Origin of the sequence: Streptomyces genisteinicus (genome assembly GCF_014489615.1) — a bacterium.
Classification (GTDB): domain Bacteria; phylum Actinomycetota; class Actinomycetes; order Streptomycetales; family Streptomycetaceae; genus Streptomyces; species Streptomyces genisteinicus.
On record NZ_CP060825.1, the window covers coordinates 4,815,915 to 4,835,371 of the forward strand.

Genomic DNA, 19,457 nt, shown 5'->3' on the forward strand with positions numbered 1-19,457 from the left:
CTTCACGTGTTCGACGCTGCCGTTTTCGGCTCCCTGTTCCTGACCCTCTTCGTCATCATGGATCCCCCCGGGATCACGCCGATCTTCCTCGCCCTCACCTCCGGCCGGCCCGCCAAGGTGCAGCGGCGGATGGCCTGGCAGGCGGTCGCCGTCGCCTTCGGCGTCATCACCGTCTTCGGCATCCTCGGGCAGCAGATCCTCGACTACCTGCACGTCTCCGTACCGGCCCTGATGATCGCCGGCGGACTGCTCCTGCTGCTGATCGCGCTCGACCTGCTGACCGGCAAGACCGACGAGCCGCAGCAGACCAAGGACGTGAACGTCGCCCTGGTGCCGCTCGGGATGCCGCTGCTCGCCGGTCCGGGCGCCATCGTGTCGGTGATCCTCGCGGTGCAGCACGCGGACACCGCCGCTCGGCAGGTCTCGGTCTGGGCCGCGATCGTCGCCATGCACGTGGTGCTCTGGCTGACGATGCGCTACTCGCTGCTGATCATCCGGGTCATCAAGGACGGCGGCGTCGTGCTGGTGACCAGGCTGGCGGGCATGATGCTCTCGGCCATCGCGGTCCAGCAGATCATCAACGGCGTCACCCAGGTCGTCCAGGGATCCTGAGCGCCCCGCACACGCACCGCGCCCCCGTGCGGTCGTTCCGTACGGGGGCGCGGTGCGAGCGGATGCTCTCAGGGTTACGAAGCCGAGGTCTCGGCGGGCCGGATGAGGATGCGCTGGCCGATCGAGGCGGCCTGCTGCACGATCCGGTTGACGGAGGCGGCGTCCACGACGGTGCTGTCCACGGCCGTGCCGTCGACGTCGTCCAGTCGCATGATCTCGAAGCGCAACGGCTTCTCCCTTCGTCTGATCCTCCTGAAGGAGAACTGCTGACAGACGGAATTCTCCGTCCGTGTACTGAGGTCTACAACGCGGTGCATCCTGCAAACATTCCCTACGCTAAGGAAATTTTTCGGATGCCTAACTACTGGCGGGTAGGCTCCCGGCCCAGCAGAATGAGGCGCGTATGGACGACGCAGAGAACGCCACCCAGCCCACCGCCGGGGCGACCGGGATCGAAGCCCGCCTGGAGCGCACCAACGAGCTCCTGGAGCGGATGCTCGCCGAGGTCGCCAGGACCCCGTCGACACACGCCATCTTCGTCGACGCCGGTTACGTCTATGCTTCGGCCGGGTTGCTGGTGGCGGGCACCGAGGACAGGCGCTCCTTCGACCTCGACGCCGGAGGTCTCATCGACGCCTTCATCGACACGGCACGCGCCGTCTTCGCGGACAGCCGGCTGCTGAGGGTCTACTGGTACGACGGCGCCCGGCGCCGGATCCACACCCCCGAGCAGCAGGCCGTCGCCGAGCTGCCCGACGTGAAGGTCCGCCTCGGCAACCTCAACGCCGACAACCAGCAGAAGGGCGTCGACTCCCTGATCCGCAGCGATCTGGAGTCCCTCGCCCGCCACCGCGCCATCGGCGACGCCGCGCTCGTGGGCGGCGACGAGGACCTCGTCCCCGCGGTCGAGGCCGCCCAGGGCTACGGCGCGCGCGTCCACCTGTGGGGCGTCGAGGCCGCCGAAGGCCGCAACCAGGCCGATCCGCTGCTGTGGGAGGCCGACAGCCGGCGCACCTTCGACCTGGAGTTCTGCCGCCCCTACATCACCCGCAGGCCCGTCACCACCTACGAGAACGAGGGCGCTCCGCCGCCCTCCCGCGACGAGGTGCGGTTCGTCGGCGCCCGGATCGCGGCCACCTGGCTGGCCGAGCGGGGGCGGGAGGCGCTGGCCGACCTGCTCCCGGGCTACCCCTACCTGCCGGGCGGGGTCGACCAGGACCTCCTCGTCGCGGCGGAGCAGCACCTCCAGCGCTCACTGCGCGGCCATGCGGTCCTGCGGCGGGCGCTGCGCGACGGCTTCTGGCAGCACCTCCAGTCCGCCTACTGATCCCGGACGGCGGCCGGTCCGCTCCCGTCGCCCCGTGCGGACCCCCTGGGGTCGGCCGGCTCCCGTCCCGTGCGGATGCCGGGGCCGGCCCGCCGCCGGCCCGCCGCCTGCTCGGAGCCTGTCCCGGAGCCCGGTCCGCCGCCGGCTCAATACCGGTCCCAGAAGCCCGTCAGCGCGGCGGCCGTCGCCTCCGGGCGGTCCGTGTTCGGGGAGTGCCCGGCGCCGGGCACCACCGTGCGCGCGGCGCCGAGCCGGGCCGCCATCGCGTCCAGCAGCGGCACCGGCCAGGTGTCGTCGCTCTCTCCCGACATCACGTGCTTGGGCAGCGCCAGGACCGCGGCGAGTTCGCCGACCCGGTCCGGCTCCACGGTCAACTGCCTTCCGGTGACCCGAAGTTGCACCGGATTGTGGCGCAGCCAGCGCTGCCGCAGGTCCTCCCGGCCGCTGTCGGCGGCGCGCTGGGAGTCCTCGGGCGAGGGGGCCTCGAACGCCTGCATCGCGGACCACACCTCGTCCATCGTCATCACGGCCAGCGCGTCCGCGAGCAGCTTCACCTTCTGCCGCTGGCCGGGACTCACCTCCGCCGGTCCGGACGACAGCAGCGTGCACGTGACGAACGGCGAGGAGTCCAGCAGGACCGCGGCCCGGACGACCTGGCCGCCCATCGAGTGGCCGACGAGATGCACCGGTCCGCCCACGGCCGCCGCCTGGGCGAGCAGATCGGCGGCCAGCGCCTCCTGGGCATAGGCCTCTTCGGCGTCCGGGCCCTCGCTCTCGTACTGCCCGCGCCCGTCCACCGCCACGGCCCGGTAGCCGGCCGCCGTCAGCGGCTCCAGCATCGCGATGAAGTCCTCCTTGCTGCCCGTGTAGCCGGGCAGCAGCAGGGCGGTTCCCCGGGGCGCACCCTCCGGCCGCGCGTCGAGCACGGCGAACTCCCCACGGGCGGTGGGCAGACGGACGGAACGGGCACAGGCGGGCGGGACGAAGGTGGGCGGCCGGCTCATGGCACGAGGCTAACCGTGCGACGGCCACCGCGCCCGCCCCGGTGACGCACCACACGCCGACGGCCCGGCCCCCGTGCGGGGGCCGGGCCGTCGGCGAACAGAAGGCGTCAGCTCTCGGGCTGCGCCACCGTCTTGCGCGCGCGGGTGCGGCGCGGCTTGCTCTCCGCCTCCGCCGCCGGCTCGGCGACGGCCACGGCCGCCTCGGCCGGCTGCGCCGCCTTGCGGGCGCGGGTGCGGCGGGGCTTCGCCTCGGCCTCGGCCTCGGGCTCGGCGACCGCCACCACCTCCGCGGTGGTGGCCTTGGCGGCGCGCGTGCGGCGTGCCTTGGGCGCCGCCTCGGCCGTCTCCGCCGTCTCCACGGCCTTGACCGCACGGGTGCGGCGCGGCTTCGTCACGGTCTCGGCCACGGGCTCGGCGACGGCCACGACGGCCTCGGACACCGCGACCGCGGCCTCGGCGGCCTTGCGGGTACGGGTCCTGCGGGGCTTCGTCACGGTCCCGGTCTCCGCCACGGGCTCGGCGACGGCCACCGCGGCCTCGGCCTTCGGCGCCCGGGCCCGCCGGGGCGCGGCCTCGGTCACCGTGTCCTCGGACACCGCGACCGCGGCTTCCGCGGGCTGGGCCGCCTTGCGCGTACGGGTACGGCGAGGCTTCGTCTCCGTCTCCGTCTCCGCCTCCGCCACGGGCTCGGCCACGGCCACGGCGGCCTCGACCGGCTCGGCGGCCTTGCGGGTGCGGCGGCGGCGCGGTGCCGCGGCGGCCTCGGGCTCCGACACCGCGACGGCGGCTTCGGCGCGCGGCTCCACGACCTCCACGGTCTCCACCGTGTCCACGACCGCCGCGGCGGTCTGGCCGGACGCGCCCGTACGGGTGCGACGGCGGCGGCGCGGGGTGCGCGGCTCGGCGGACGGCTCCGCCGTCGCCTGCTCCGGCACCGACGGCGCGGCCACGTCGGACCCGCCGCGGGTGCGGCGGCGCTGACGCGGCGTCCGCGTACGCGCCGGGCGCTCCTCGACGGCGGCCGGGGCGCTCCCGCGGCGGCCGCGGCCACCGGTCTCGCCCAGGTCCTCCAGCTCCTCCGCGGCGAGCCCCGCCCGGGTGCGCTCCGCACGCGGCAGGACACCCTTGGTGCCCGCGGGGATCTTCAGCTCCTCGTAGAGGTGCGGAGAGGTGGAGTACGTCTCGACCGGGTCGGCGAACTTCAGGTCCAGCGCCTTGTTGATCAGCTGCCAGCGCGGGATGTCGTCCCAGTCGACCAGGGTGATCGCCGTGCCGGAGGCGCCCGCGCGGCCGGTGCGGCCGATGCGGTGCAGGTAGGTCTTCTCGTCCTCGGGCGACTGGTAGTTGATGACGTGGGTCACGCCCTCGACGTCGATTCCGCGCGCGGCGACGTCGGTGCAGACCAGCACGTCGACCTTGCCGTTGCGGAACGCCCGCAGGGCCTGCTCACGGGCGCCCTGGCCCAGGTCGCCGTGGACCGCGCCGGAGGCGAAGCCGCGGCGGGCCAGCTGGTCGGCGATGTCGGCCGCGGTGCGCTTGGTGCGGCAGAAGATCATCGCCAGCCCGCGGCCCTCGGCCTGCAGGATGCGGGAGACCATCTCCGGCTTGTCCATCGAGTGCGCGCGGTAGACGTGCTGGGTGATGTTGGCGACCGTCGCGCCCTCGTCGTCCGGCGCGGTGGCGCGGATGTGCGTGGGCTGGGACATGTAGCGGCGCGCGAGGCCGATCACGGCGCCCGGCATGGTCGCCGAGAACAGCATGGTCTGCCGCTTCGCCGGCAGCTGCTGGATGATCTTCTCGACGTCCGGCAGGAAGCCGAGGTCGAGCATCTCGTCGGCCTCGTCCAGTACCAGCGCGCGCACGTGCGAGAGGTCGAGCTTGCGCTGTCCGGCCAGGTCCAGCAGGCGCCCGGGGGTGCCGACGATCACGTCGACGCCCTTCTTGAGCGCCTCGACCTGGGGCTCGTAGGCCCGGCCGCCGTAGATCGCGAGCACACGGACGTTGCGGACCTTGCCCGCCGTCTGCAGGTCGTTGGTGACCTGGGTGCACAGCTCGCGGGTGGGGACGACGACCAGGGCCTGGGGGGCGTCGGTCAGCTTCTCGGGCCCGGCCCGGCCGGCCTCGACGTCGGCGGGGACGGTGACGCGCTCCAGCAGCGGCAGGCCGAAACCGAGCGTCTTGCCGGTGCCGGTCTTGGCCTGTCCGATGACGTCGGTGCCCGAGAGGGCGACGGGGAGCGTCATCTCCTGGATGGGGAACGGGTTCACGATACCGACGGCCTCGAGGGCTTCGGCGGTCTCGGCGAGGATCCCGAGATCCCGGAAAGTCTTCGGCTGCGTAGTCAGGGTGTTGCCTCTTCTGTGAGACGCGGCACGAGGCGAACGCTGGGGGTCGTACCGCACCTGGGTACTGGCCGGCCGTGGATTGACCGGATGGTGCGGGACCACTGCCGTCGCTCGAGCGTCGTACCGCTGAGGGGCCCCTCATCTGCGGCCCTGCGCACCTGTGCGCCGGGTCCGCGTGGAGGGCGGGCGGGTCGGAGCCGATCGGGCCACCGACCGGGCATCCTCATTCATGAGACGGCCCACCGAGCAGTTCGAATGATGCTGATGCTCAGCAGGCGCATTACCACTGTACCCCGGATTCGCGCATGTGTGTTGGGTGAATTCACCACGGGTGTGTCCGGCTCCGTGCTGACCAGGCCCTTGGCGGGCCTGCCGAGCGGGCTATCGTTCGGTTCATGGAGACGCCTGACACCGCCACTGAACACACCGGGATCGCCGCCCAGGACTGGGCCGCGGCGTCCGCCGACCCGCAGTACCGCGCCGCCGTCGTGGACCTGCTGGGCGCGCTCGCCTACGGCGAGCTGGCCGCATTCGAGCGGCTCGCCGAGGACGCGAAGCTCGCGCCCACCCTCGGTGACAAGGCGGAGCTGGCGAAGATGGCGTCGGCCGAGTTCCACCACTTCGAGCAGCTGCGGGACCGGCTGACCGCGGTCGACGCGGAGCCCACCGCCTCGATGGAGCCGTTCGCCCAGGCACTGGACGACTTCCACCGGCAGACCGCTCCGTCCGACTGGCTGGAGGGACTGGTCAAGGCGTACGTCGGCGACTCGATCGCCAGCGACTTCTACCGCGAGGTGGCCGCCCGGCTGGACAGTGACACCCGCGCGCTGGTGCTGGCCGTCCTGGACGACACCGGTCACGGGAACTTCGCCGTGGAGAAGGTCCGGGCCGCCATCGAGGCCGACCCGCGGGTCGGCGGCAGGCTCGCGCTGTGGGCTCGGCGGCTGATGGGCGAGGCGCTCTCCCAGGCCCAGCGGGTGGTGGCGGAGCGGGACGCGCTGTCGACGATGCTCGTCGGGGGAGTGGCCGGCGGCTTCGACCTGGCGGCCGTGGGGGAGATGTTCTCCCGGATCACCAAGGCGCACACCAAGCGGATGGCGGCCCTCGGCCTGGCCGCCTGATCCCCGAGGCCGCGGCGGGTCAGCCGCCGGAGCGGCCGGACGTGCCGTCCGGCCGCTTCTTCGTGCGCCCTAGAAAGGGAACGCGCGGTGCAGCCTGCGGGCCGAGCCCGCCGGGCGCAACAGCAGCGAGAGCAGTACGCAGGCGATGGCGGCGGAACCGATCAGCGTCGCCGCCTCGTGCCCGGGGCCGAGCGCCACGTGCGTCACGTACGCGCCGAAGAGCGCGCCGACGACGCCCGTCGTGAAGACCGAGCGACGGGACGGGAGGCGTTCGGACAGGTGACGGGTGGCGGCCCAGGACAGGGCCAGTCCGATGAGGACGGAGCCGAGCGTTACCAGGAGCACTGCTGATCACCTCACGCCGGTACGGGGCAGGTCGGTCACAGCCCGTACTACCCGGCACGCAGCGATCACAACCCTCTCCGAGCGGGCGACAATGCCTCTGAACAGCCAAATCAGACAGCTCGTCCGAGAACGGAAGAAGTGCGACGGGTGTCCGCGGGCAGCGGCGGACGTGCGAGCGGTGTCCGCGGCGGACGGGCGGGGGCCGCGGGCAGACGAAGGCGGGGTCCGCGGGACGGCCGAACCGTCCCGCGGACCCCGCCGCGCTCGCCTGTCCGTGCCGGGCGCCCGGCACGGAGGCCGGGCCCCGGCTCCGGGGCCTCTCGCGAAACCCTAGAGCGCGCCGAACCCCACGCGCCGCGTGGCGCTCTCACCGATCTCCACATAGGCGAGACGGTCGGACGGCACCAGGACCTTGCGGCCCTTGTCGTCCGTGAGGCTGAGCAGCTGCGCCTTGCCGGCCAGCGCATCGCTCACCGCGCGCTCGACCTCCTCGGCGGACTGCCCGCTCTCCAGAACGATCTCCCGGGGCGCGTGCTGCACGCCGATCTTGACCTCCACGGCTATGTCCCTCCGAACGGTCAGTGCGTTGCGCGGTCAACCGCGCCGTACGCAGCACACATTAGCCCGGACACCGCGCCCGTCCGGCGTCGGCGGGAAACGCCAGGAGCGAACAGGCGTCAGTGCTGCTCCGTGCCGTGCAGCGGGAAGCCCGCGATGCCCCGCCACGCGAGCGAGGTCAGGAGCTGCACCGCGCTGTCGCGCGGGATGCGGGAACCGCTGGAGAGCCAGTAGCGCGCCACCACCTGGGAGACTCCGCCGAGGCCGACGGCCAGCAGCATGGACTCCTCCTTGGAGAGCCCGGTGTCCCCGGCGATCACGTCCGAGATGGCCTCGGCGCACTGGAGGGACACCCGGTCGACGCGTTCGCGGACCGCGGGCTCGTTGGTCAGGTCGGACTCGAAGACCAGCCGGAACGCACCGCCCTCGTCCTCGACGTAGGCGAAGTAGGCGTCCATCGTGGCCTCGACGCGCAGCTTGTTGTCCGTGGTGGAGGCGAGCGCTCCGCGGACGGCCTGGAGCAGTGCCTCGCAGTGCTGGTCGAGCAGGGCCAGGTAGAGGTCCAGCTTCCCCGGGAAGTGCTGGTAGAGCACCGGCTTGCTGACGCCCGCCCGCTCGGCGATGTCGTCCATCGCCGCGGAGTGGTACCCCTGTGCGACGAAGACCTCCTGGGCCGCGCCCAGGAGCTGGTTCCTGCGGGCTCGGCGTGGCAGGCGCGTGCCCCGCGGGCGCGCCGCCTCTGTCTGCTCGATGGCTGTCACGCCGCCTCCCAAGTGTTGAACAAGCACAGTCGTGCCGTACGCGCTGTGCGCCGCGCCCGCCATCGTACTTTTCGGTAACGACCGTGTGCGTGGTGCGAGCGCAGAATTTCACGGACCGGACGGTCGCGGAAGCTGCCTGCTCGGGGGCGATACAGGGACATAGCGGTGGTAAACGCGGCAGGTTACCGGTAGTCGTCCTCGTCCAGCGAGACCACGCGCGCCTGCTCGGCCGCGTCCGCCTCGTTCGCCGCGTCCGGTTCGGCGCGGTTCGGGTCGTCGCGGTCCTGCCGCACGTCGGTGTGCTGCTCCGCGGCGTCCGCCTCGGGGACCTCGGAATCGCGCGGGGCGGTGTCCCGGTCGTCGTCGTCGAAGGTGTCCGGCTCTGAGGGATCGACTGTCATGCCGCACCGCTTTCCCTTTTCCCTGGAATGCGCCCTTTGGTTACGAGCCTAGGAGTTCCGGGAGGCGGACGCCATGCCGCACACCCGCGGCCTGTGACCGCGGACACACGGGGTGGGGCGTGATCGTCTCGTAACATTGCCCGCATGTCTTCGACCGAGCTGCCGGGAGCCCCGGCGATCGGCGCGGCCGCGGCTCCCGTGGTCGCGGCGGTACGCGTCGCCGAGGGGGAGGAGCTCCGCTCCGTCTCCCTGCCGGGCCTCACGCTGACCGTCCGCTCCCGCCCTCCCGCCCGTCCCGGACTGCCGCCCGCGCTCTACGTGCACGGGCTCGGCGGATCGTCGCAGAACTGGTCGGCGCTGATGCCGCTGCTCACCGACGTCGTGGACGGAGAGGCGATCGACCTGCCGGGCTTCGGCGACTCCCCGCCGCCCGACGACGGCGACTACTCGGTGCGGGGCCACGCCCGGGCCGTCGTCCGCCATCTCGACGCCGCGGGCCGCGGACCGGTGCACCTCGTCGCCAACTCGCTCGGCGGGGCCGCGTGCACCCGGGTGGCCGCCCAGCGGCCCGATCTGGTCCGCACGCTCACCCTGGTCTCGCCCGCGCTGCCGGAGCTGCGCGTGCAGCGTTCCGCCGTGCCGACGGCGCTGCTGGCGCTGCCCGGCGTCGCCCCGCTCTTCGCCCGGCTCACCAGGGACTGGAGCGCCGAACACCGCACGCGCGGGGTACTCGCCCTCTGTTACGGCGACCCCGCACGGGTGACGGACGAGGGGCTGCGCAACGCCGTCGAGGAGATGGAGCGCCGGATGCGGCTCCCCTACTTCTGGGACGCGATGACCAGGTCGGCGCGGGGAATCGTGGACGCCTACACTCTCGGCGGGCAGCACGCGCTGTGGCGTCAGGCGGAGCGGGTGATGGCCCCGACTCTGCTCGTCTACGGGCGCAGGGACCGGCTCGTCTCGTACCGTATGGCTCGCAAGGCGACGGCGGCGTTCCGGGACTCCCGGCTGCTGACGCTCCCGGACGCCGGGCACGTTGCGATGATGGAGTACCCGGAGGCGGTCGCCCAGGCGTTCCGGGAACTGCTCGACGACTGCGGTGGGAGCTGATCCGGGGCGTGGGACGACACAGCCGCAAGGGCCCCGCACCCAAGGGCGCCGGGACGCCGGGAGCACCCGGCGCACTGCCCGGTGCCCGGGACGCGGAGACTCCCGGCGGCGGCCGGCGCCGCAGGCCGGCCGAACAGCACGCGTCGCCGGCCTCCGGGACGCCCGGCTCCGGCGCGCCCGCCCGCGGCGGGCATCCCGAGCACCACGAGGGCGGCGGAGGCTGGGGCGACTGGCAGACGGGAGCGGGCCCGCAGGTGCGCACCGCCCCGCCGCCCGCCCCCGCGGCACCGCGTATACCGGGCCCGCGGCGCGAGTTCGTCGAGGCCTTCGACGGGCCCGAGCCGGCCGCCGGCCCGCTCCGGGCGGCCCCCGGCGACGACGGACCGGACCAGGACGCAGGCCCCGCGCCGCAGGCCGCCAGGGGCGGCAGGGGGCGGGCCTTCACCGGCGTCGCGGCCGCGGCCGTCACCACCGTCCTGGCCGTGATCGTGGCCGGACAGGTCACCGAGGACCGGCCGGACGACGTCGGTTCCCGCGCCGCGGGCCAGGAGCGCGGCGCGGTGCAGGAGCGGCCGGACCGCTCCGAGGGCAGGGCCACACCCCAGCAGGAGGCCCAGGCGCCGGCCGCACCGGCTCCGACCTATGCGCAGTTGATGGCGGCGAGGTTCCCGATCGACCCCGGGCTCGAGGGACCGGGGGAGTTCGAGGCCGTGCCCGGCCTCGACAAGGCGCCCGGGAAGGGCCGCAAGATCCGCTACCGGATCGACGTCGAGAAGGGGCTCGGCCTGGACGCCGGACTCTTCGCGCGGGCCGTCCAGGAGACCCTCAACGACGACCGCAGCTGGGCGCACGGCGGGGCGATGACCTTCGAACGCGTCTCCTCGGGCGAGGCGAAGTTCGTCATCACCCTGGCGAGCCCCGGCACCACCGGCGTCTGGTGCGCCAAGTCCGGCCTCGACACCACCGTCGACAACGTCTCCTGCGACTCCGCCTCGACCGAGCGCGTGATGATCAACGCCTACCGGTGGGCGCAGGGGGCCGAGACCTACGGGCCGAAGGCGATGCTGGCCTACCGGCAGATGCTCATCAACCACGAGGTCGGGCACCGGCTCGGGCACAACCACGTCAACTGCACCACCCCGGGAGCGCTCGCGCCGGTGATGCAGCAGCAGACGAAGTCGCTCGACGTCGGCGGGGTCTCCTGCCGCGCCAACCCGTGGGTGCATCCGGGGGACTGACGGCCGCCCGGGACTGACGGCCGCCGCGGGCCGGCGGCCGGTTCGGCCGCGCCGGGCCGATGCGGACCGAGCCGCCGCGGGCCGGCGCATCGCGCCGCCGCGTCCGTGACGGAACGTCATCGGGGCACACCGTAGCGCGACGAAACGTCGTCCGGGTGCGAAAGTTACGTGCATTCACCCCTTCCGGTGGCGCGACGGACAACCGTCCGTCGCGCCACCGCCGCGTCCGCTTAACGTCGTTCCGCTGTCAGTCGCCGGGGCAACGGCGGCCGCTCACAACGGAGATCGGGGGTGGACTCGTGCGGATCGGCATGCTCACCGAGGGTGGTTTCCCCAGTGCGTCGGGTGAGGCCGGGCTCTGGTGCGACCGGCTGGTCCGAGGGCTTCCGCAGCACGAGTTCGACGTCTACACCCTGAGCCGCGGCGCCCGCGAGGAGACGGCCGCACCGGAGCTCCCCGCACATGTGCGCCTGGCGCGCTCCGCGGCCCTGTGGGCGCCGGCGGACGACGGCGTGAGCCTCGGGCGCCGCGCACGCCGGAGCTTCGCCGAGCACTTCGCGACCCTGGTGCGCGCGGTGTCCTGCGACGGCGACGGGTTCGCCGACGGACTCCACGGGCTGGCCGGCCTCGCTCGCGACCACGGCGGACTGCCCGCGGCGCTGCGCTCCGAAGTCGCCCTGCGCGCCCTGGAATCGGCGTGCCGCGCGCCCGGCGCGCACCGGGCGCTCCAGGCGGTCACGGTGCCCGACCTGCTGGAGACGGCCGACCGCGTCGAACGCGCCCTGCGCCCCCTGTCGCTCGACTGGTACGAGGACGACGGGCTCGCCTCCGCCGATCTGTGCCATGCGGCGTCCGGCGGACCGGCCGCGCTGGCCGGGCTTCTGGCCAAACGCTTCTGCGGAGTCCCGCTGCTGGTCACCGAGTACGGCGTGCATCTGCGCGGCCGCTACCTCGAAGGGCGCGAGGACGGGCTGAGCGCCCCGGTGCGCGCCCTGCTCGGCGGCTTCCACCGCCTGCTCGCCCGCGAGATCTACGCCATGGCCGACATGATCACCCCCGGGAACACCCACGCCCGCCGCTGGCAGGAGCAGTGCGGCGCCGACCGCTCGCGGCTGCGCACCGTCTACCCGGGCATGGCCGCGGACGGCTTCGCCGCCGTCGGCGAGAGCGGCGACTCGCAGGACCCGGACGCCCACGGGGACGGCCGGACCCTCGTCTGGGTCGGCCGCGTCGAACCGGCGAAAGACCTCGTCGGACTGCTGCACGCCTTCGCCGCGGTCCGCGAGGAGGAGCCCGGCGCGCGACTGCGGCTGTTCACCGCACCTGCCCGGGACGAGGAGAGCGCCGGACACCTCGCGCACTGCCGGGCGCTCGCCGCGCAGCTCTTCCCGGACGAGGCGGCCGACGCCCACGCCGTGGGCGACAGCCCCGTCTCCTTCGAGGAGATCGGCGGTCCCGACGCGCCCGAGCCCGCCGACGCGTACGCGGCCGGCAGCGTGGTCGTCCTCTCCAGCGTCGTCGAGGGCTTCCCGCTCAGCCTGGTCGAGGCGATGTTCTGCGGGAGGGCGACCGTCTCCACGGACGTCGGTGCGGTGGTCGAGGTCATCGGCGGGACCGGCCTCGTCGTGCCCCCGCGCAATCCGCGGGCGCTCGCCGACGCGTGCCTCGCGCTGCTGCGCGACCCCGAGCGCCGTGCACGCCTCGGCGCCGCGGCCCGGGCGCGTGCGCTGGAGCTCTTCACCGTGGAACAGAACCTGGCCGCGTTCCGCGGCATCTACCTGGAGCTGATCTCCCGTTCCCCGGTGCGCCGGCCGGCGGAGGCCGTCGACGCGGACGGCGGTCCGGTGCCCTTCGCGCACCCGGCCGAGGCCCAGGTCGCCGGTCGCCTCAGCGGTGCGGCGCACATCCCCAGCTGGGCGGCGGAAGCGGCGTTCGTCCCGCTCGCCGGCGCCGACGGCCCCGAGACCGCGACGGAGGTACCGAGATGAACGCGGCACGCGCCACGGAGAGCACGTCCGCAGAGGACGCCTCCGCGGAGAACGTCTTCGCAGGGGACGCCTTTGCGGAGGACGTCTTCGCGGGGGACGCCTCCGCCGAGGAGGAGCCGGCCCTGTTGGCGGACGGACGCGCGCCGGTGACGGACGCGGACGTCGACGCCGAGCACATTCGCGCCGTGTGGGAGATGGCGGCCCTGACCGCCCTCGACAGCATCCGGCCGGTTCCGGGGCGGGCCGCTCAGGAGCCGGTGGGCGGCGCGGAGAAGTCCGGTCCGGAGTCCGTGGGCGGCGGGGAGCGGTCCGTTCCGGAGCGGGTGGGCGACGGGGAGCCGTCCGCCCCCGCCCAGCCGGTGCGCGGTCCGGGGCCGGTGAGCGGTGCGGGGGTTCGCACCCCTGACGTCTCCGCTGCGGAACCGGGCGATGACCCGGGGCCGGTGAGCGGCGTGGGGGAGGCGGCCTGTGGGCCCGAGGCGGGTGAGCGCGGGTTCGGGGCCTCCGCTCCGGTCGCCGCCGGGAGCGGCTTCGGCGCCGGCCCGTCGGCCCGTGGGCCCGTGAGCGGTGGTTTCGGGGACGATGCGCTCGGGGACGCCCCCGGGGCCGGCGGCCGGACGGGCCCGGCGGCCCACGACGGGCAGGCCGCGGGAGCGGCCTTTCCCGTCGCCGCGGACGGCGGTGTCCGGGGCGGCGGCGTGGGGCTGACGGACCGTTTCCGCACCCGGGACGGCGGCCCGGACGACGGGCCGCCCGCCCGCAGGGCCCCCCGGCGCGGCGGGGGAGACCCGGTGAAGGGGCTCCTCCATCTCCATCGCGACCTGTGCGAACAGGCCGTGGACCCGTTCGAGATCGCCGCCGGCCTCGAAGCGCACGGTCTGACCGACCGGACGGCGGCCCGCTTCCGGCACCGGGACGTCTTCTCGCTCGCCGAGGAGATGTTCGCCCGCGCCGAACACACGATGCCCGCCGCCCCCACCCGCGCCTCCGCGCCCCCGGCGCGCACCGCCGCGCCGCGCGCCGTCCGGACGGCCCTGCCGCTGCGCGCCGCCGCCCCGGGCGCCGTGTGCGCCCTCGCCCTCGCCGCGACCGCCGTCACCGACGGGGGCCAGCGGTTCGCCGCCGGCGCGGCCGGAGCGCTCGCCACGGGCCTTGCGCTCCTGTACGCCCTGCGCTGGGGACCGCTGCGCGCCCGGGGCCGCCGCGCACCGGCCGCCACGCGGCTGTGGACGCTCTGGCTCCTCGGCTACGCGGCCTGCGGACAGGGGCTGATCGCCGAGATCGCCGGCGGCGGCCCGGAAGGGAGGGTGCCGCTGACCGCGTCACCCCTGCTCGCACTGGCCGTCGCCGTCGTCCCCGCCACCTGGTGCGCACACCTCTTCGCCGTGCGGGCCGGCCGCCGGATCGCGTACAGCCGGGGCCTGGAGGAGTTCGCGGCCGGCACCCGGCCCCTGCTGCTCGCCGTGGTCGCCCTGCACACCACCGTGCTGACCGGTCTCGTCCTGTCGGCCGCCGCCGTCCTGCCCGGTGCGGACGGGGCCGCCGCTCCCGCCGTCGCCCTCGGGACGCTGCTCTTCCTGGCCAGGCTGCTGATCGCGCACGGCTTCCCCGGTCCCGCTTCCGCCGCGCTCGCCACCGCCTGCGCGGTCGAGGCCGCCGTGCCCGCCCTGCTCCTCACGGGGCGGCTGCCCGGAGTCGGCCTCGTCGCCCGCCCCGCCGAACTCCTGGTCGCCGCATGGGGCACGGCGGCCGTACCCGTCCTCGCGTGCGCGGGCGCCGCGCTCGCGCTGCTCGTCCATGCCTGCACCGTGCTCGTCCGGGCCTCGGCGCACACCCCCTGACCGGAGCGGGCCACCGCGCGGAGCCGACACCGCGACGTGGGCCGCCCCCGGCACGACAGCGACACCTCGAAGGAGAAAGCGCATGACCCCGCAACACCCCGTGACACCCCGTCGGCCCCAGGGGGGCGCGCGATGAGGGTGCTTCTGCTCGGTGCCAACGGATTCATCGGCCGCTTCGTGACCGAACGGCTCCTCGCCGACCCGGCCGTCCACCTGACCGCGCTCGGCCGCGGCGACGACGCCGATGTGCGGTTCGACCTCTCCGGCGGCAGCCCCGGCGCGCTGACCCGCTTCCTCGGCGCGGTCCACCCCGGCGTCGTCGTCAACTGCGCGGGTGCCACCCGCGGCAACGCCCGCGACCTCACCCGGCACAACACCGTGGCGGTCGCCACCGTCTGCGAGGCGCTGCGGCGCAGCGGCTGCGGGGCGCGGCTCGTCCAGATCGGCTGCGCCTCCGAGTACGGGCCCTCCCAGCAGGGTTCCTCCACCGCCGAGGACGCGGTGCCGCGTCCCGGCGGCCCGTACGGGGTCAGCAAGCTCGCCGCCACCGAGCTGGTGCTCGGCTCGGGGCTGGACGCCGTGGTCCTGCGGGTGTTCTCGCCCGTCGGCCCGGGGACCCCGGCCGGTTCGCCGCTCGGCCGTCTCGCCGAGGCGATGCGCCGCGCGATGCAGTCCGGGGACGGCGAGCTCAAGCTCAGCGGTCTCGGGGTGCAGCGGGACTTCGTCGACGTGCGCGACGTCGCCCGCGCCGTGCACGCCGCCTCGCTCTCCGCCGCCCAGGGAGTCGTCAACATCGGCACCGGTCGCGCCGTCAGGCTCCGGGACGCCGCCGCCGTCCTCGCCCGCGTCGCCGGCTACGCGGGCGCCCTGCACGAGCTCGACGCCCCCGGCGGCCGGCACCTCATCGGCGCCCCGCGCGGCGAGTCGGTGTCCGAGCACCTGGCCGCCGCGCCCTCGCCGTACCCGGACGGCTGCGGCGCCTGGCAGCAGGCCGACGTGCGCACCGCCCGCGACCGCCTCGGCTGGCGGCCCCGCATCAACCTGGAGGAGTCGCTCGCCGACATCTGGATGGAGGCGGCATGCCGCATCTGACGAGCACCGGCGCCAGGACCTCGGCGACCGGGGCCGAGCGGCTCGGGTTCGGGGTGCCCGGCTACGCCCATCCGCTGCTCGCCCCCCGGGAGTGGGCCGGGCTGACCCGGCCGGGCACCCCGCTGCACTGGGTGGTGCTCAACGTGGCCAACGGTCCCGGCGCCCGGCCCGACCCGCACTGCCTGGAGGCCGCCGGACGCCTCGCCAACGCCGGGGTGCGGGTGCTCGGGCACATCGATCTGGCCCACGGCGCACGGCCGTTCGGCGATGTGGTCGCCGACGCGCAGCAGTTCGCCGACTGGTACAAGGTCGGCGGCTTCCTGCTGGACCGCTGCCCGGTCGAGCGGGCCCACCTGCCCCAGGTGCGGCGCACGACGGCGACCCTGGACGCGGTGCTGGACGGCGGGCACCTGGTGCTCGGCCACGGCGCGCATCCCTGCCCCGGTTACGCGGAGGCCGCCGACCAGCTCGTCACCTTCTCCGGGGCCTGGGCGGAGTACCGCTGGTCGCAGGCGGCCCAGTGGACGGCCGACTATCCGCCGGAGCGGTTCGCGCACTTCGTGCACGGCGTCCCCCGCACGCACCTGGAGGAGGCCACCCGCATCGCCCGCTGGCAGGGCGCGGGGACGATCTTCTTCACCGACCGCAGTGCTACGGGGGGAGGAAAGGGGCACAGCGGGCCGTTCGAGGCACTGCCCGGCTACTGGGACGAAATCGTCTCGCAGATCGGACCGGGTGTCTCGGAATGAGAAGGGCCGTGGCAGTGTTACGGGAGAACAACCGTACTTACCCAACCGACGGAGCCCCCGTGTCGCTGCCACCCCTGGTCGAGCCGGCTGCCGAGCTCACCGTAGACGAGGTCCGCAGGTACTCCCGCCACCTGATCATCCCCGACGTGGGCATGGACGGGCAGAAGCGGCTGAAGAACGCCAAGGTCCTGGCCGTGGGAGCGGGCGGCCTCGGCTCGCCCGCACTGATGTACCTGGCCGCGGCCGGCGTCGGCACGCTCGGCATCGTGGAGTTCGACGAGGTCGACGAGTCGAACCTGCAGCGTCAGATCATCCACAGCCAGGCGGACATCGGCCGTTCCAAGGCGGAGTCGGCGCGCGACACGGTCAAGGGGATCAACCCCTACGTCGACGTGATCCTTCACGAAGAGCGGCTCGAGGCCGAGAACGTGATGGAGATCTTCAGCCAGTACGACCTGATCGTCGACGGCACCGACAACTTCGCGACCCGCTACCTCGTCAACGACGCGTGCGTGCTGCTGAACAAGCCGTACGTCTGGGGCTCGATCTACCGCTTCGACGGCCAGGCGTCGGTCTTCTGGTCCGAGCACGGTCCCTGCTACCGCTGCCTCTACCCGGAGCCGCCGCCGCCGGGCATGGTCCCCTCCTGCGCCGAGGGCGGCGTGCTGGGCGTGCTCTGCGCGTCCATCGGCTCCATCCAGGTCAACGAGGCGATCAAGCTGCTCGCCGGCATCGGCGAGCCGCTGGTCGGCCGTCTGATGATCTACGACGCCCTGGAGATGCAGTACCGCCAGGTCAAGGTCCGCAAGGACCCGGACTGCGCGGTCTGCGGCGAGAACCCGACCGTCACCGAGCTCATCGACTACGAGGCCTTCTGCGGCGTCGTGTCCGAGGAGGCCCAGGAGGCGGCCGCCGGTTCGACGATCACTCCCAAGCAGCTCAAGGAGTGGATCGACGACGGCGAGAACATCGACATCATCGACGTCCGCGAGGTCAACGAGTACGAGATCGTCTCGATCCCGGGCGCGCGGCTGATCCCGAAGAACGAGTTCCTGATGGGCAGCGCGCTCCAGGACCTGCCCCAGGACAAGAAGATCGTCCTGCATTGCAAGACGGGTGTCCGCAGTGCGGAAGTCCTCGCGGTGCTGAAGTCCGCCGGCTTCGCCGACGCGGTGCACGTCGGCGGCGGGGTCATCGGCTGGGTCCACCAGATCGAGCCGGAGAAGCCGGTCTACTGACCGGCCGGCGCTCGGCGCCGCAGTGCAGCACGGAGCCCCGGACCGCTCGAACTCCGACCGGTCCGGGGCTCCGTGCTGCGCGGAGGTCCGCAGAGCCCCCGGGGGCTCTACCGGCAGACCGTGCCGTCCTCGGGCACCCGGCCGTTCAGCAGGTAGCCGTTGACCGCGCGGTCCACGCAGGCGCTGTTCCCGTACGCGCCGTGGCCCTCGCCGCGGTACGTCATCCGCACGCCGACGCCCTCGCCGAGGGCCTCCGCCATCCGCTGCGCGCCCTCGTACGGGGTGGCCGGGTCACCGGTGTTGCCGATGACCAGGATCGGCGGCGCGCCGGGGGCCGACACGTCGGGATGCGTCCAGGTGCCGGGGACGGGCCAGTCGGTGCAGCCCATCAGCCCCCAGCCGAGGAACGCGCCGAAGACGGGGGAGGCCTTCTCGAAGCGGGGCAGCGCGGCCCGGGTCTGCTCCAGGGTGTAGCGCTCCTCGGAGTCGACGCAGCCGATCGCCGCGCCCGCCGCCTGGCTGTTGCTGTAGGTCCCGTTCTCGTTGCGGCCGGTCAGGGCGTCGGAGAACGCCATCAGCAGGGCTCCGTCGCCGCCCTCCGCCTCGTCCAGGCCCTGCTCCAGCAGCTCCCAGTACTCGCGGGAGTAGAGGGTCTGGGCGATGCCGTTCAGCCCCTGGCTCTGCGTCAGCTCCCGGCCTCCGATGCCGGGGATCGGCTTCGCGTCCAGGCCGTCGAGGAAGCGGATGATCCACTCCTGGATCTCGCCCGGGGTCGAACCGGGGAGCAGGCAGTCGTCCCCGCGGGAGACGCAGTCCTCGAGGAAGTTGGTGAGTGCGAGCTGGAAGCCCTCGGCCTGCCCGAGGGAGCCCTGTTCGGAGGTCTCCGTCGGGTCCACCACGGCGTCGAACACCGCGCGGCCCACGTTCCGGGGGAACAGATGGGCGTAGACGCCGCCGAGTTCGGTGCCGTAGGAGATGCCGAAGTAGTGCAGCTTGTCGTCGCCGAGCACCTGCCGCATCAGGTCCATGTCGCGGGCCGCCTCGGTGGTGCCGACGTGCGGCAGCGCCTCGCCCGAGTTGTCCTCGCAGGCGTCGGCGAACGACGTCAGGCTCTCGGTGAAGGTCTCGATCTCCGCGGGGGTGTCGGGGGTGGAGTCCTCGGCGACCCACTCCTCCATCTGCTGGTCGTCCAGGCACTGCACCGGCTCGCTGCGGCCCACCCCGCGCGGGTCGAAACTCACCAGGTCGTAGCGGGTCCGCAGGGTGCCGTAGTCGACCGCGGCCGCGGGCAGGGTGGCGACGCCGGAGCCGCCGGGGCCGCCGAAGTTGAAGACGAGCGAGCCGATGCGCTCGTCCGGGTCCGAGGCCCGGGCGCGGATGAGCGCGAGCTCGATCGTGTCGCCGCCCGGGTCGTCGTAGTCGAGCGGCGCCTCCATGAAGGAGCACTCCCACTGCGCGCCGCCGGGCAGCGGGGACGGCTTGGTCCCGCCGCCCTCCGCCTGCGACGGCGCGGGGCACGGCTGCCAGTCCAGCTTCTGGGCGGCGAAGTCCCGCGGCTCGTTGCCGCCGTCCCCACCGCCCCCGTCGCCGTCGCCGGAGCACCCGGCGGCGGCCATCAGGACGGCGAGGGCCGCGGCCGATGCGACGGCGGCGCGGCGGGCGGCGGCGGTGCGGCGGGCGGCGGAAGTGGTCGGCATGCGGCCATCGTGCGCCGCCCCGGCATGCTC

18 protein-coding genes are annotated in these 19,457 nt (G+C 74.0%); 10 read left to right on the forward strand and 8 right to left on the reverse strand.

All coding sequences use genetic code 11. From position 1 onward, the window contains the following. Positions 1-6: 6 nt before the first annotated feature. The gene (locus IAG43_RS21095; RefSeq protein WP_187742263.1) at positions 7-612 is read left to right on the forward strand and encodes a MarC family protein; all 606 of its coding nucleotides are present in this window, start codon (positions 7-9) and stop codon (positions 610-612) included. 74 nt (positions 613-686) lie between these two features. Here IAG43_RS21095 and IAG43_RS21100 read toward each other — a convergent pair whose 3' ends face one another. Further along, complete coding sequence (locus tag IAG43_RS21100) at positions 687-839, reverse strand: hypothetical protein (RefSeq protein ID WP_177150633.1); 153 nt, start codon at positions 837-839, stop codon at positions 687-689. A 176-nt stretch (positions 840-1,015) separates the two neighbouring features. Between IAG43_RS21100 and IAG43_RS21105 the strand changes: the two genes are divergently transcribed. Further along, positions 1,016-1,939, forward strand: a complete 924-nt coding sequence (locus IAG43_RS21105; protein WP_187742264.1) for an NYN domain-containing protein — start codon at positions 1,016-1,018, stop codon at positions 1,937-1,939. A gap of 146 nt (positions 1,940-2,085) precedes the next feature. Here the strand turns inward: IAG43_RS21105 and IAG43_RS21110 are convergent, their stop codons facing one another. Together IAG43_RS21110 and IAG43_RS21115 are read right to left on the reverse strand one after the other, a co-directional pair. After that, positions 2,086-2,943, reverse strand: coding sequence for an alpha/beta fold hydrolase (locus IAG43_RS21110; protein WP_187742265.1), 858 nt, complete (start codon positions 2,941-2,943; stop codon positions 2,086-2,088). Positions 2,944-3,050: 107 nt separating this feature from the next. Then, a complete protein-coding gene (locus IAG43_RS21115; protein WP_246574485.1) occupies positions 3,051-5,210 on the reverse strand; it encodes a DEAD/DEAH box helicase in 2,160 nt (719 codons plus the stop codon). A 473-nt stretch (positions 5,211-5,683) separates the two neighbouring features. Here IAG43_RS21115 and IAG43_RS21120 point away from each other — a divergent pair, with 473 nt between their 5' ends. Then, entirely contained in the window at positions 5,684-6,409 is a 726-nt protein-coding gene (locus tag IAG43_RS21120; protein WP_187742267.1) for a ferritin-like fold-containing protein, read from the forward strand. A 69-nt stretch (positions 6,410-6,478) separates the two neighbouring features. Here IAG43_RS21120 and IAG43_RS21125 read toward each other — a convergent pair whose 3' ends face one another. From IAG43_RS21125 to IAG43_RS21140, 4 genes are all read right to left on the reverse strand, one after another. After that, complete coding sequence (locus tag IAG43_RS21125; RefSeq protein WP_187742268.1) at positions 6,479-6,754, reverse strand: hypothetical protein; 276 nt, start codon at positions 6,752-6,754, stop codon at positions 6,479-6,481. A 330-nt stretch (positions 6,755-7,084) separates the two neighbouring features. Further along, on the reverse strand, positions 7,085-7,312 hold the full coding sequence (locus IAG43_RS21130) for a DUF3107 domain-containing protein (protein WP_187742269.1): 228 nt from the start codon (positions 7,310-7,312) through the stop codon (positions 7,085-7,087). 119 nt (positions 7,313-7,431) lie between these two features. Continuing rightward, complete coding sequence (locus tag IAG43_RS21135; RefSeq protein WP_187742270.1) at positions 7,432-8,073, reverse strand: TetR/AcrR family transcriptional regulator; 642 nt, start codon at positions 8,071-8,073, stop codon at positions 7,432-7,434. Positions 8,074-8,255: 182 nt separating this feature from the next. Then, the gene (locus IAG43_RS21140; RefSeq protein ID WP_187742271.1) at positions 8,256-8,474 is read right to left on the reverse strand and encodes a hypothetical protein; all 219 of its coding nucleotides are present in this window, start codon (positions 8,472-8,474) and stop codon (positions 8,256-8,258) included. A 144-nt stretch (positions 8,475-8,618) separates the two neighbouring features. Here IAG43_RS21140 and IAG43_RS21145 point away from each other — a divergent pair, with 144 nt between their 5' ends. The 7 genes from IAG43_RS21145 to moeZ all read left to right on the forward strand — a co-directional run bounded on the left by IAG43_RS21145 (position 8,619) and on the right by moeZ (position 17,730). Next, on the forward strand, positions 8,619-9,584 hold the full coding sequence (locus IAG43_RS21145) for an alpha/beta fold hydrolase (RefSeq protein WP_187742272.1): 966 nt from the start codon (positions 8,619-8,621) through the stop codon (positions 9,582-9,584). A gap of 8 nt (positions 9,585-9,592) precedes the next feature. Continuing rightward, on the forward strand, positions 9,593-10,822 hold the full coding sequence (locus IAG43_RS21150; RefSeq protein ID WP_187742273.1) for a DUF3152 domain-containing protein: 1,230 nt from the start codon (positions 9,593-9,595) through the stop codon (positions 10,820-10,822). 299 nt (positions 10,823-11,121) lie between these two features. Then, complete coding sequence (locus IAG43_RS21155; protein ID WP_187742274.1) at positions 11,122-12,810, forward strand: DUF3492 domain-containing protein; 1,689 nt, start codon at positions 11,122-11,124, stop codon at positions 12,808-12,810. Next, a complete protein-coding gene (locus tag IAG43_RS21160; protein ID WP_246574486.1) occupies positions 12,807-14,651 on the forward strand; it encodes a hypothetical protein in 1,845 nt (614 codons plus the stop codon). Before IAG43_RS21155 ends, IAG43_RS21160 begins: the two co-directional genes overlap by 4 nt. 132 nt (positions 14,652-14,783) lie before the next feature. After that, positions 14,784-15,743, forward strand: coding sequence for an NAD-dependent epimerase/dehydratase family protein (locus IAG43_RS21165; protein ID WP_187742275.1), 960 nt, complete (start codon positions 14,784-14,786; stop codon positions 15,741-15,743). Further along, on the forward strand, positions 15,731-16,492 hold the full coding sequence (locus tag IAG43_RS21170) for a spherulation-specific family 4 protein (protein WP_187742276.1): 762 nt from the start codon (positions 15,731-15,733) through the stop codon (positions 16,490-16,492). Before IAG43_RS21165 ends, IAG43_RS21170 begins: the two co-directional genes overlap by 13 nt. 59 nt (positions 16,493-16,551) lie before the next feature. Beyond that, positions 16,552-17,730, forward strand: coding sequence for an adenylyltransferase/sulfurtransferase MoeZ (gene moeZ, locus IAG43_RS21175; RefSeq protein WP_187742277.1), 1,179 nt, complete (start codon positions 16,552-16,554; stop codon positions 17,728-17,730). 107 nt (positions 17,731-17,837) lie between these two features. Here moeZ and IAG43_RS21180 read toward each other — a convergent pair whose 3' ends face one another. Further along, positions 17,838-19,427, reverse strand: a complete 1,590-nt coding sequence (locus tag IAG43_RS21180) for an alpha/beta hydrolase (RefSeq protein ID WP_187742278.1) — start codon at positions 19,425-19,427, stop codon at positions 17,838-17,840. Positions 19,428-19,457: the final 30 nt, after the last annotated feature.